Origin of the sequence: Hymenobacter gelipurpurascens (assembly GCF_900187375.1) — a bacterium.
Classification (GTDB): domain Bacteria; phylum Bacteroidota; class Bacteroidia; order Cytophagales; family Hymenobacteraceae; genus Hymenobacter; species Hymenobacter gelipurpurascens.
Window position 1 is genome coordinate 649,822 of the sequence record NZ_FYEW01000002.1, and the last position, 14,135, is coordinate 663,956.

Annotated in this window: 8 protein-coding genes; all 8 read right to left on the reverse strand. The window is 53.0% G+C overall.

Annotated features, from left to right (window positions below; genetic code table 11):
• Positions 1-139: 139 nt before the first annotated feature.
• Positions 140-445, reverse strand: coding sequence for a 30S ribosomal protein S10 (gene rpsJ / locus CFT68_RS14600; RefSeq protein WP_022822123.1), 306 nt, complete (start codon positions 443-445; stop codon positions 140-142).
• Positions 446-466: 21 nt separating this feature from the next.
• Entirely contained in the window at positions 467-2,611 is a 2,145-nt protein-coding gene (gene fusA / locus CFT68_RS14605) for an elongation factor G (protein WP_088844280.1), read from the reverse strand.
• A gap of 106 nt (positions 2,612-2,717) precedes the next feature.
• Positions 2,718-3,185, reverse strand: a complete 468-nt coding sequence (rpsG, locus tag CFT68_RS14610) for a 30S ribosomal protein S7 (protein WP_044003258.1) — start codon at positions 3,183-3,185, stop codon at positions 2,718-2,720.
• An 86-nt stretch (positions 3,186-3,271) separates the two neighbouring features.
• On the reverse strand, positions 3,272-3,700 hold the full coding sequence (gene rpsL / locus CFT68_RS14615) for a 30S ribosomal protein S12 (protein ID WP_088844281.1): 429 nt from the start codon (positions 3,698-3,700) through the stop codon (positions 3,272-3,274).
• A gap of 216 nt (positions 3,701-3,916) precedes the next feature.
• Positions 3,917-4,798 (reverse strand): hypothetical protein, encoded by an 882-nt coding sequence (locus tag CFT68_RS14620; protein ID WP_088844282.1) that lies wholly within the window; start codon positions 4,796-4,798, stop codon positions 3,917-3,919.
• A gap of 116 nt (positions 4,799-4,914) precedes the next feature.
• Complete coding sequence (locus CFT68_RS14625) at positions 4,915-5,262, reverse strand: DUF3467 domain-containing protein (RefSeq protein WP_088844283.1); 348 nt, start codon at positions 5,260-5,262, stop codon at positions 4,915-4,917.
• Positions 5,263-5,401: 139 nt separating this feature from the next.
• Positions 5,402-9,757 (reverse strand): DNA-directed RNA polymerase subunit beta', encoded by a 4,356-nt coding sequence (gene rpoC, locus CFT68_RS14630; protein ID WP_088844284.1) that lies wholly within the window; start codon positions 9,755-9,757, stop codon positions 5,402-5,404.
• Between the two features lie 343 nt (positions 9,758-10,100).
• On the reverse strand, positions 10,101-14,039 hold the full coding sequence (rpoB, locus tag CFT68_RS14635; RefSeq protein WP_245815402.1) for a DNA-directed RNA polymerase subunit beta: 3,939 nt from the start codon (positions 14,037-14,039) through the stop codon (positions 10,101-10,103).
• Positions 14,040-14,135 lie beyond the last annotated feature (96 nt).

The following is a 14,135-nucleotide window of genomic DNA, read 5'->3' on the forward strand; positions in this document are numbered from 1 at the left end:
GCTGACGACCTTAAAAGGCTTTTACTCTACAGTAGAGCTTTCATCTTTTGGCACAAGTTGCATCGATAAAAATGAAAACACCCCACCGATTCCGGAGAATCGATGGGGTGTTTTTCCTAATTAGTCGGGAAATCAGTCCTCAGACTTTGATTTCAACGTCTACGCCGCTCGGCAACTCCAGCTTCATCAGAGCATCTACCGTCTTCGAAGAAGTCGAGTAGATATCAACGAGTCGCTTGTAGGTGCAGAGCTGGAACTGCTCACGCGACTTCTTGTTCACGTGGGGCGAACGAAGTACGGTGAACTTCTCCTTGTCGGTTGGCAATGGGATAGGGCCGCTTACGATAGCGCCCGTAGCCTTCACCGCCTTCACAATCTTCTCCGACGATTTGTCAACCAAGTTGTGGTCGTAGGATTTGAGTTTAATGCGAATCTTCTGGTTCATGTCTTTTGAATGAAAGCGGTATTAGCGAATGGCGTTACCCTTTTGCTTGGCGATGATAGCTTCAGCAAGGTTGTTGGGAACCTGATCGTAGTGCGAGAAAGTCAGCGAAGCTGAAGCACGGCCCGAAGAGATAGTACGCAGCGTGGTTACGTAACCGAACAGTTCCGACAGCGGAACGTCAGCCTTAATCACGTTAGCACCACCTTTCGTGTCCATGCCTTTCATGATACCCCGACGACGGTTTAAGTCACCCGTTACCGAGCCGGTGTACTCATCAGGAGAAACTACTTCTACCGCCATGATTGGCTCGAGCAGTTTCGGACCAGCCTGACGGCCTGCCTCACGGAAACCACCGCGCGCTGCAAGTTCGAACGACAGAGCATCCGAGTCAACATCGTGGTAAGAACCGTAGTACAGGCGTACACGCATGCCTTCAATGGGGAAGCCAGCCAGAGGACCGTTCTTCATGGCTTCTTCGAAACCTTTCTGAACTGGTGCGATGAATTCGCGGGGGATAACACCACCGGTGATATCGTTTACGAACTCCAGACCTGGCTTCTCCGGATCGGTCAGTTTCGGACCGAGTTCGAATACGATGTCGCCGAACTTACCACGACCACCGGTCTGCTTCTTGTAAGTTTCGCGGTGCTCAACCGTCTTAGTCAGAATCTCCTTGTAGGCCACCATTGGGGCGCCCTGGTTGATTTCCACTTTGAACTCACGACGCATACGGTCGATGATGATTTCAAGGTGAAGCTCGCCCATACCTTTCAGTACGGTCTGGCCCGTCTCGGGGTCAGTCTGAACTACGAGGGTAGGATCTTCTTCAACGAGTTTGGCAATAGCCATACCCATTTTGTCAACGTCAGCCTGAGTTTTGGGCTCAATGGCGTAACCGATAACAGGCTCAGGGAACGACATCGACTCGAGTACGATGCGCGACTTTTCGTCGGTCAGCGTATCACCCGTCTTGATGTCCTTGAAACCAACACCTGCAGCAATATCACCCGCCTGGATTTTATCAATCGGGTTCTGCTTGTTGGAGTGCATCTGCATCAGGCGCGAGATACGCTCCTTCTTGCCGGTGCGGTTGTTGAACACGTACGAGCCAGCGTCGAGCACACCGCTGTAGCAGCGGAAGAAGCACAGACGGCCTACGAACGGGTCGGTGGCAATTTTGAATGCCAGCGCGGTAAAGGGCTCCGAGTTGTCAGGGTGACGCTCGATTTCCTCACCAGTGTCGGGGTTGGTACCGATGATAGCAGGCATGTCCAGTGGCGAAGGCAAGTAGGCCATTACGCCGTCCAGCATCGACTGTACACCTTTGTTTTTAAAGGCCGATCCGCACATTACGGGCGAGAACTTCATGTCGATAACCGCCTGGCGGATAACAACCATCATTTCATCGCGGGTGATGCTCTCTGGATCTTCGAAGAACTTCTCCAACAGACGGTCGTCATACTCAGCAACGCTTTCGATGAGCTTCTGACGCCACTCGGCTACGGTATCCACCAGATCCTCGGGAACCGGGATTTCGTGGTACGACTTGCCTTGGGTAGCATCATCCCATACGATAGCCTTGCCGGTCAGCAGATCGACAACACCTTTGAAGGTTTCTTCAGCACCGATTGGGATTTGTAGAGGCACTGGGTTTGCACCCAATTTGTCCTTAATCTCATTTACAGCCTTGAAGAAGTCAGCACCGGCGCGGTCCATCTTGTTGACGAAGCAGATGCGCGGCACTTTGTATTTGTCAGCCTGACGCCATACGGTCTCCGACTGCGGCTCAACGCCCGAAACGGCGCAGAACAGAGCAACGGCACCGTCCAGAACACGCAAGGAACGCTCCACCTCTACGGTGAAGTCTACGTGGCCGGGAGTATCAATCAGGTTGATTTTATATTGCTTGGTCTCCGAAGTCGGATCACCGTTAGCATCGGTAGGGTAGTTCCAGAAGGTAGTAGTAGCAGCCGACGTGATAGTGATACCACGCTCCTGCTCCTGCTCCATCCAGTCCATCGTGGCAGCACCTTCGTGCACTTCCCCGATTTTGTGGGTTTTTCCGGTGTAGTAGAGAATGCGCTCCGACGTCGTGGTCTTACCAGCGTCGATGTGCGCCATAATCCCGATGTTCCGGAGGTATTGCAGGTCTTTGTTAACAGCCATTGCTTTTTTTGTGACGTAGGGACTTCAGTAGTTGAGCTGGCAGAACGCGAAAATCTCTTTTCTCATTCCCGGAGCGCTCAACTTCTAAAGCCCCTGTCTGTCTTAATTAGAAGCGGAAGTGCGAGAAGGCCTTGTTGGCTTCTGCCATCCGGTGGGTGTCGTCTTTTTTCTTAACGGCAGCACCTTCACCTTTTGCAGCGGCAATGATTTCGCCAGCCAGCTTGTCTTTCATGGTTTTCTCACCACGACGACGAGCGTACTGGATCAACCACTTCGAACCTACAGCAATACGACGGTCGGGGCGAACTTCGGTAGGCACCTGGAAGGTAGCACCACCTACGCGGCGGCTCTTCACTTCTACAGTTGGCATTACGTTGTTCAGGGCCTTGCGCCACATCTCTACACCGCTCTCTTTGGTGCGCTGCTCTACTAGCTCGCAAGCATCGTAGAAAATGGTGTAGGCCAGGTTTTTCTTCCCGTCGTACATCATGTAGTTAACGAAACGGGTAACCAGCGTCTCCTTGAATTTAGGGTCGGGCAGGAGGATGCGCTTCTTTGGTTTTGACTTTCTCATGGGTATAGAAATGAGTGTTCGGTAGCGGGAAGTGGGATAAGAACCATGTGCTATCCAGCACTTCGCACTACCTCACTCGGTTTCAATTACTTTTTCTTGCCGGGTGCTGGTTTGCCGCCCTTACCAGCTGCTGCTGGCTGGCCTGGCTTCGGACGCTTAGCGCCATACTTCGAGCGACGCTGGGTACGACCGTTTACACCGGCAGTATCCAAAGCACCACGAATGATGTGGTAACGCACACCGGGAAGGTCTTTCACACGGCCACCACGGATCAGCACGATGCTGTGCTCCTGCAGGTTGTGGCCTTCACCCGGGATGTAGGCGTTAACTTCTTTGCCGTTGGTGAGACGCACGCGGGCAACTTTACGCATAGCCGAGTTCGGCTTCTTAGGCGTGGTGGTATACACACGGGTGCAAACGCCACGGCGCTGCGGGCACGAATCAAGGGCGGGCGACTTCGACTTCGTCGTCAGCTTCTCGCGGCCTTTTCGTACTAACTGGTTGATAGTAGGCATTTATGGAATGTTTTGTCAAGGAGGGTTCTCTCCCAAAAATTAGGCTTGCAAAGGTATAGAAGTTGGGGTGAAATAGCAAACGGGTTGAAATAGATAATTTTAGAGCAGCGAATACGGCATTTTGAAGCCACACTGGCCTAGGGAATGGTGGAGCTCAAGCGCCACTTCATTACGCTTACCCATCCATCTTCAACTCGCTCCTTCCCTAATGTGGAACTAAATATCGAACTCCGGCATCTTCCAGCGCCGCCCGATGAGCTTGCGCAGAGTCCGCTTCCAACCCGGCAGATTGCGGTAGGCCAGCTCCTGCTGATGCAAAGCTGGCAAGTTTAGCTTCTGGAGTTGGCGCAACAATTCCTGGTGTGAACTCTCGGCGTACTTGCTCACTACCTGCGTAATGACTGGCCTAGCGTCTTTCAGATTCCAATAGTGCCACAAGTAGTTTGGAACATCTGCAATTGGCCCTTCCGCGGCGAAGCGTAAGCTCCACGCCAGTTGCTCCATCATGTGCTTGTTGTACGCCGCGTAGAGCTGTTCAGCCAACGTCATAACTTGCTGTAATAGATATGCCTTATCACTGCGGAAAGCAATAATCCCGGAATTAAACAGCTCCGTATTGGGCGTCACGCGCAGTATGTGCCCTCCGCTAGGCCACTCTAAGCCCCCCAAATGTTTATATACTTTGCGGCTGAGTGTGTTCCCAATGGCTAAGCGACCCTCATTTTGATGCATGAAAAAATTACCTGCCTCAATCTGCGCAAAAAGTGGCCTAGGGTCTAGCCGCCAGATTGTATCGGTATCGAGGAAAAGCAGGTTGCCAGGATAGTGAGTAGCGGCATGCTCCAGTATTCCTATCTTCAGCAGATACACTTTGTTCACTGCACCGCGCCAAGTCTGCCATTGTTCAGGCTCAACCGCCGGATAGATTATGTCTTCCCGGTGGCCTAGCACTTGCTGAAAGGCCGCGGCATCATCGGTATAAATGAGTAGCCTGGTATCTGCTCGTCGAGGTGCTACCTCATCATAAGAAAGGATGCTGCAGAATGCTTCATTGCGAATATCGGCCAAGCCGTAAGCCAGATAAATCAGGTAGTTCATATCACGAAGGTAGAAGATGGAAATCGGTGTTACGACTGGCCTACGATAGAACATAAACAAGAAGCGGCTTCTACCAACCCGGTAAAAGCCGCTTCATGCGCTGGATTATTCTCCTTCTAGGCCTCTCCCATTTTTCCAAAACCCATCGGGTAACCTTGGGCATCTGGCTGCACTTTAATAGGTCCGTAAGCCTGTTCGTACTTCTCAATATTCTCCGACAAGGCCGCAACCAAACGCTTGGCGTGCTCGGGTGTAATCACAATACGCGCTTTCACCTTGGCTTTCGGGAGACCTGGCATCAGCCGGATAAAGTCTACCACAAACTCGCTGCTGCTGTGCGCTATCATCGCCAGGTTGGCGTACTGCCCTTCGGCTATTTCCTCCGATAGCTCAATGCTGATGGCATTTGGGTCCTGTGGCTGCTGTGGGGCGTTGGGGTCGGAAGGTTGGTTGGGCTGGTTCATTCGGACGATCTAAGTGTTAACTCCTACCAGCAATGAATCTAGTAGGCTGTTGAGTGACGTTCGTTTTATATCCCGCAATTAACAGAAAAAGCCGGTCGAATTGCTTCGACCGGCTTTTCCTGTTTACGCTATTTCAGAACTACTCCGATACGGACTCGCGACGCGAGGCCCGGGCGGGGCGCTTGGCAGGAGCAGCGGTTTCGTCGGCCTTCGCAGCTGCCTGAGCGGCTTCGAAGTCCTCTTTCGAGCCCACAATCTGACGCGTGTATTCGCGCAGACCGGTACCTGCCGGAATGAGGTGACCTACGATTACGTTCTCCTTCAGGCCCAGCAGTTCGTCGGCCTTGCCACGGATGGCAGCTTCCGACAGCACCTTGGTCGTCTCTTGGAAGGAAGCGGCCGAGATGAACGACTGCGTACCCAACGACGCTTGCGTGATACCCTGCAGCGTAGGACGAGATACGGATGGCTGAGCATCGCGTACTTCTACCAGTGCCAAGTCACGACGACGCAGGCTGGAGTTTTCATCGCGCAGGCGACGAGCACTCACAATCTGGCCAGGCTTCAAGTTGGTCGAGTCGCCGGCATTCGTTACCACCTTCATGTCGATGATGGTATCGTTTTCTTCCATGAACACGATTTTGTCGATAACCTGGTGCTCCAGGAAGGTCGTATCGCCGGCGTCGAGGATCACCACTTTCTGCATCATCTGGCGAACTACCACCTCGATGTGCTTGTCGTTGATCTTCACACCCTGCAAACGGTATACTTCCTGAATCTCGTTCACGAGGTACTCCTGCACCGCGCCAGGACCCTGAATGCTCAGGATATCGGACGGCGTTATAGCACCATCAGAAAGCGGCATACCGGCCCGGATGAAGTCGTTGTCCTGCACCAGAATGTGCTTGGACAGCGGCACCATGTACTTCTTCTTGACGCCGTCTTTCGACTCCACGAAGATCTCACGGTTACCACGCTTCACGGTACCGTAGGTTACCACACCGTCGATTTCAGCTACTACAGCTGGGTTCGAAGGGTTACGGGCTTCGAAGAGCTCCGTAACACGGGGCAGACCACCGGTAATGTCGCGGGTTTTGCCCACGGCACGCGGAATCTTGGCCAGAATTTGACCAGCCTTGATTTTCTCGCCGTTCTCAACGTTCAAGTGCGAACCTACCGGGATGTTGTAGCCCTTCGAGCCTTCCATGTCGCCCTTCTTGCCGGGGCGCACGATGATCGAGGGGTTCTGATCCTTGGCTTTCGATTCGATAATCACTTTCTCGCGGTGACCAGTCTGTTCGTCTGACTCCTCACGGTAAGTAATGCCTTCGGTGATGGCGTCATACTGAATGGTACCATCAAACTCGGCCAAAATAACGGCGTTGTAGGGGTCCCAGTTGTTCAGTTCAGCGCCTTTCTCTACCTCCTGGCCTTCTTCAACCAGCAGGAACGAGCCGTAAGGAACGTGGTTCGAGATGAACACCTTGCCAGTGCCTTTCTCCACGATACGAATCTCGCCCGAACGACCCATAACCACTTTCACCGGCTCGCCATCAGCGTTAGCGGTTTCTACAGTACGGATATCTTCGAACTCAACCACACCAGCGAACTTAGCACGGATGCTCGCTTCAACGGCAATGTTCGAGGCAGTACCACCTACGTGGAAGGTACGCAGGGTCAGCTGGGTGCCGGGTTCACCGATCGACTGAGCAGCAATTACGCCTACAGCCTCACCTTTCTGTACCATGCGGCCCGACGACAGGTTACGACCGTAGCAACGGGCGCAGATACCACGCTTCGATTCGCAAGTCAGTACCGAACGGATTTCCACCGATTCGATGCTAGTGTTGTCGATGCGACGCGTAATCTCTTCGGTGATTTCGTCACCAGCCGTCAGGATTACTTCGTCGGTCAGCGGATCAATGATATCGTGTACTGCTACACGACCTAGGATACGCTCAGCCAGCGGCTCCACGATGTCCTCGTTATCCTTCAGAGCGAAGGTTTCGATGCCACGGAGAGTACCACAGTCATTTTCGTTTACGATAACGTCCTGCGATACGTCAACCAGACGGCGCGTCAGGTAGCCGGCGTCAGCCGTCTTCAGAGCGGTATCGGCCAGACCCTTACGAGCACCGTGGGTTGAGATGAAGTACTCGATTACGTCTAGGCCTTCTTTGAAGTTAGACAGAATCGGGTTTTCGATAATCTCACCTACCGAGCCCTGCAGCGACTTCTGTGGCTTAGCCATCAGACCCCGCATACCGCCGAGCTGACGAATCTGCTCACGCGAGCCACGAGCACCGGAGTGCATCATCATGTAAATCGAGTTGAAGCCCTGGTTCTCCTTTTCGAGGCGGCCCATGAGGGTTTCAGTGATTTGGTTGTTGATGCGGGTCCAGATATCGATAACCTGGTTGTAACGCTCGTTGTCGGTAATCAGACCCATCTGGTAGTTCTGAGTAACGGCCTTCACGTCGTTCTGCGCTTGCAGAACCAGAGCATCTTTCTCTTTCGGAATCTGGATGTCGCCCAGACCCATCGACAGACCACCTTTGTAAGCCGACTGGAAGCCCAGCGTCTTGATGTCATCGAGGAACTGCGCCGTGCGAGCCATGCCCGTACGTTTGAATACCATCGAAATGATCTGCTGAAGCTTCTTCTTCGTCAGCAGCTCATCCACGAAACCTACTTCTTCTGGTACGAGCTGGTTGAACAGCACGCGGCCGGCAACCGTCTCGATGATCTTCGTTACGAGGTTATCCTCCTCATCACGAACCTTCGTGCGCACCTTAATATAGGCGTGCTTCGAAAGCTGACCTTCGTTGATAGCAATAACAACTTCTTCGTCGGAGTAGAAGATCCGGCCTTCGCCTTGAATGCTCTCCTCTTCAGTGCTGCGCTTGCCTTTGGTAACGTAGTACAGGCCTAGAACCATGTCCTGCGACGGTACCGCGATGGGCGCGCCGTTGGCAGGGTTCAGGATGTTGTGCGAGGCTAGCATCAGCATAGAGGCTTCCAGGATAGCGGCCGGTCCTAACGGAACGTGCACAGCCATCTGGTCACCGTCAAAGTCAGCGTTGAAGGCCGTACACACCAGTGGGTGCAGCTGGATAGCTTTACCCTCAATGAGGCGGGGCTGGAACGCCTGGATACCCAAGCGGTGCAGCGTAGGAGCACGGTTCAGGAGCACTGGGTGGCCTTTCAGCACATTTTCCAGGATGTCCCATACTACGGCGTCCTTGCGGTCAACGATTTTCTTAGCTGATTTAACCGTTTTCACGATACCGCGCTCGATGAGCTTACGGATGATGAACGGCTTGAACAGCTCAGCTGCCATGTTTTTGGGCAGACCGCACTCGTGCAGTTTCAGCTCGGGGCCTACTACAATAACCGAACGGCCAGAGTAGTCAACACGCTTACCGAGCAGGTTCTGACGGAAGCGGCCCTGCTTGCCTTTCAGCATGTCAGACAGCGACTTCAGTGCACGGTTACCTTCAGCACGCACGGCGTTAACCTTACGTGAGTTGTCGAAGAGCGAATCCACAGCTTCCTGCAGCATGCGCTTCTCGTTCCGCAGAATCACTTCAGGTGCCTTGATCTCGATCAGGCGCTTGAGGCGGTTGTTACGGATGATAACGCGACGGTACAGGTCGTTCAAGTCGGAAGTAGCGAAACGGCCACCATCCAGCGGAACGAGCGGACGCAATTCCGGGGGAATAACTGGCACCATGCGGATTACCATCCACTCAGGCTTGTTCTCCACGCGGGTTGCAGCGTCGCGGAAAGCTTCCACTACGCGCAGACGCTTCAAGGCCTCAGCCTTACGCTGCTGCGAAGTCTCGTGCGCAGCAGAGTCACGCAGCGAGTACGACAGCTCGTCGAGGTTGATGCGCTCCAGCAACAGCTGCAGAGCATCAGCACCCATGCGGGCAATGAATTTATTCGGGTCCTCGTTTGGCAGCATCTGGTTCTCACGGGGGAGCTTGTCGATGATGTCGAGGTATTCGTCCTCGGTGAGGAAGTCGAGCTGCTGCACGCCTTCTTCGCCCAGTACACCCGGCTGCACTACTACGTAGCGCTCATAGTAAATAATCTGATCAAGCTTCTTGGTAGGCAGGCCTAGCAGATAGCCGATCTTATTGGGCAGGGACTTGAAGTACCAGATATGCGCAACGGGCACCACCAGTTCGATGTGGCCCATCCGCTCCCGACGTACTTTCTTCTCGGTCACCTCTACGCCGCAACGATCGCAGATGATGCCTTTGTACCGAATGCGCTTGTATTTACCGCAGTGGCATTCCCAGTCCTTCACAGGACCGAAAATCCGCTCGCAGAACAAGCCACCCATTTCGGGCTTGTAGGTCCGGTAGTTGATCGTCTCAGGCTTTACAACTTCACCGTTCGACCGCTCCAGAATGGATTCGGGCGAGGCCAGCGAAATGGTAACTTTCGAGAAGTCCTGTACCAGTTTTTTGTTTTTTGCAAACGCCATGTAGAGTAGCTGTTGTTAGCTGGTGGCTTTTATCTGTCCGTTGGTTCCGCCAGTCTTAAGAGTGGTCGGAAAGAACGTAACAGTTCGACTCTGCGAAAAGTGCTCTGCGGGTCGGATAGGTACGCCGCGCAGTAGTTTTCCGCCAGGTCTAGTAATCGAATGATTCAGAACCTGAATCAAGTTGCGGCCAACTTCTTCTAGGCCTATGTGTCGTTCTGACCATATCTCGGAACGACGCCAGCAAATGTTGTTATCGGTTTCCCGAACCGCGGGTGTTCTAATTATAGAGGACTTGAAAAGTGGCTGCCGATACTTGCGCATCAGCAGCCACTACTTTCAAACCTTAGTCAAGCGTGATTTCCAAGGCCAGACCGCGCAACTCGTGGATGAGTACGTTGAATGACTCGGGGATATTCGGCTTGGGCAGTACGTCGCCTTTTACAATGGCTTCGTACGCTTTGGCACGGCCTACCACGTCATCCGACTTAACCGTTAGGATTTCCTGGAGGACGTTGGAAGCACCGAAGGCCTCAAGAGCCCACACTTCCATCTCACCGAAGCGCTGACCACCAAACTGGGCTTTACCACCAAGCGGCTGCTGGGTGATGAGCGAGTACGGTCCGATTGAACGGGCGTGCATCTTGTCATCAACCAAGTGGCCTAGCTTCAGCATGTAAATCACACCAACAGTTACAGGCTGATCGAAACGCTGACCAGTCAGACCGTCGTGTAGGTAAGCACGACCGAATGTTGGTAGGCCAGCTTCCGTCAGCTCCTTCGATACCTCCTCTTCGGTAGCACCGTCGAAAATCGGGGTAGCATAGGTACGGCCCAGTTTGAGACCAGCCCAGCCCAGTACCGTCTCATAGATCTGACCGATGTTCATCCGGCTTGGTACACCAAGCGGGTTGAGCACGATGTCCATCGGAGTACCGTCGGGCAGGAAAGGCATATCCTCATCGCGCACGATGCGGGCTACTACACCTTTGTTACCGTGACGGCCTGCCATTTTATCACCCACCTTCAGCTTGCGCTTCTTGGCGATATATACTTTGGCCAGCTGTACGATACCAGCGGGGAGTTCGTCACCAACTTCCAGCGTGAACCGGTCGCGCTTGAAGCGGGCCGTGATAGTGTTGCGCTTCTTGGCGTAGTTCTTCACTAGGCTCAGCACCATCCCGTTCACCCGGGCGTCGGCTGTCCAGCCTTCCAGCACGAGGTCTTTGAACATGTTCACCTCCTCAGGTACGGCATAGTTGCTCTCGTCCTTATAAGGGTTCTTTTCGGGGAACAACGCTTCCGTGATGTTCTTCTTCCCGAATTTCACACCCTTGGTCAGGATTTCGTCGCCAAACTTATGCTTGATACCCTGCGAAGTTTTGCCTTCCAGCAGTTGGATCAGCTTTTCGATCATCACGGTTTTGATACCACGAAGCTCTTTCGCATAAGAATCCTTTAGCTCTTCTACTTCCTTCTTCGACTTAGCCCGTAGGTTTTTGTCTTTCTTCGGACGCGAGAACAGCTTAGTACCGATAACAACACCCTGTAATGATGGCGGCGCCTTAAGTGAGGCATCCTTCACATCGCCGGCTTTGTCACCGAAAATGGCGCGGAGCAGCTTCTCTTCCGGAGTTGGGTCGGTCTCGCCTTTTGGCGTGATCTTACCAATCAGAATGTCACCTTCCTTCACCTCAGCTCCCAGACGGATGATACCGTTGTCGTCGAGGTTACGCACGGCTTCTTCGCTCACGTTCGGAATTTCCGAGGTCAGCTCTTCTTCGCCACGCTTGGTCTCACGTACTTCCAGTTCAAACTCTTCTATGTGAATCGAAGTGAAGATGTCGTCGCGAACTACTTTCTCCGAGATTACGATAGCATCCTCGAAGTTGTAGCCCTGCCACGGCATGAACGCCACCTGCATGTTCCGGCCCAGGGCCAGCTCACCTTTGTTGGTGCCATAGCCTTCGCATAGAACCTGGCCCTTCACTACTCGCTCACCATTCTTAACGAGTGGCGTCAGGTTGATGCAGGTGTCCTGGTTAGTACGACGGAACTTGATCAGATCATAAGAAATCTTCTCCGCGTCGAAGCTTACGAGCACGTCATCTTCCGTCAGGTCGTATTTCACGACGATGCGGTTAGCGTCCACGTAGTCAATCACGCCGTCACCTTCTGCTACTACAAGAGTACGCGAGTCAGTAGCTACACGACCTTCTAGGCCAGTACCTACAATAGGCGCCTCAGCTTTCAAAAGCGGAACTGCCTGACGTTGCATGTTCGAACCCATCAGGGCACGGTTAGCATCGTCGTGCTCCAGGAACGGAATCAGCGAAGCAGCCACCGACACAATCTGGTTCGGGGCTACGTCCATGTAGCTGTATTCATCCGGACCTACAACCGGGAAGTCACCTTCGAAACGACCTTTCACCAGTTCGTTGATGAAGTTACCTTCATCATCAATGCGGGCGTTGGCCTGTGCGATGTGGTGAGTGTCTTCTTCCTCAGCCGTCAGGTATTTCACGTGCTCAGTGGTATCCACTTTGCCGTTCTCTACCGTACGGTATGGCGTCTCAATGAAGCCCATTGAGTTCACACGGGCATGCACGCAAAGCGACGAAATCAGACCGATGTTTGGTCCTTCCGGCGTTTCGATGGTGCAAAGACGACCGTAGTGCGTGTAATGAACGTCACGTACTTCGAAACCAGCGCGCTCACGCGACAGACCTCCTGGCCCCAGTGCCGATACGCGACGCTTATGCGTCACCTCAGCCAGCGGGTTGGTCTGGTCCATGAACTGCGACAACTGGTTCGTACCGAAGAACGAGTTGATTACCGACGAAAGCGTACGGGCATTGATCAGGTCAACTGGCTTGAAGTCCTCGTTGTCGCGCACGTTCATGCGCTCCTTGATAGTACGCGCCATACGGGCCAGACCTACGCCAAACTGGGCATATAGCTGCTCCCCTACCGTGCGCACACGACGGTTGCTCAAGTGGTCAATGTCATCGACAATGGCCTTCGAGTTGATCAGACCGATTAGGTATTTCACGATGAGAACAATGTCCTCATTAGTCAGAACGCGGGCGTCCCAACCAGTATCGATACCCAGCTTTTTATTGATACGGTAGCGGCCTACGTCACCAAGGTCGTAGCGCTTATCCGAGAAGAATAGCTTTTGGATAATGTCGCGGGCCGTCTCTTCGTCAGGAGCTTCTGTATTCCGAAGCTGACGATAGATTTGCTCCACGGCCTCTTTCTCCGAGTTAGAGTTGTCCTTCTGCAGCGTGTTGTAAATGATTGCGTAGTCAGCAATGTTTACGTTCTCGCGGTGCAGAATTACCGACTTGGCCCCGGCATTCAGGATCACGTCGATGTCCTCCTCCTCAATTGTAGAGTCGCGCTCTAATAGAACTTCGTTCCGGTCAATAGATACTACTTCACCGGTATCCTCGTCCACAAAGTCTTCTGTCCACGTACGAAGTACCCGAGCAGCCAGCTTACGGCCTACTGCTTTCTTCAGATTCTTCTTATCAGCCTTTACTTCCTCCGATAAACCGAACAGATCCAGTATGTCTTTGTCAGTACCATAACCGATAGCGCGAAGCAGCGTAGTAACCGGGAATTTCTTCTTGCGGTCAATGTAGGCGTACATCACGTTGTTCACGTCCGTGGCAAATTCAATCCACGAGCCTTTGAACGGAATAATACGAGCCGAATACAGCTTAGTACCGTTCGTGTGCTTGCTCTGAGCAAAGAATACACCCGGCGAACGGTGCAACTGCGACACGATAACGCGCTCAGCACCGTTGATAACAAACGAGCCCTTCTCGGTCATGTAGGGAATATTTCCCAAGAACACTTCCTGCTCAATCGTTTCGAAATCTTCGTTGTCCGAGTCATTGCAGACCAGACGCAACTTAGCTTTCAGTGGTACCGAATACGTCAGTCCCCGGTCGATGCACTCGTCTACAGAGTACTTCGGAGGGTCAACGTGATAGTCGAGAAAGGTTAGCACGAAGTTCTCGCGCGAGTCCGAAATCGGAAAGTTCTCGGCAAATACTTTGAACAGACCCTCATCGGTACGGTTCTCGGCAGCCGTTTCCAACTGGAAGAAATCCATGAACGAGCGAACCTGCACGTCCAGGAAATCCGGGTACTCAATAACCTTTTTAATCTTGGCGAAGTTGATCCGCTCGTCAGCCGCCTGCAATTTTTGCAGACCTGTTGCTTTCGGTGTAGCCAATGTATGTGGGGTTAGGAAATGGATACAGAGAGAATCCATAACAGGGTAGATGCAGAGCCGCTACCTTGAAAAATATTTGGAAGTATTGGGCGCACGAAAGCGCAAAGCAGAACCTTGCGCTTCTGGCGTCCGTAG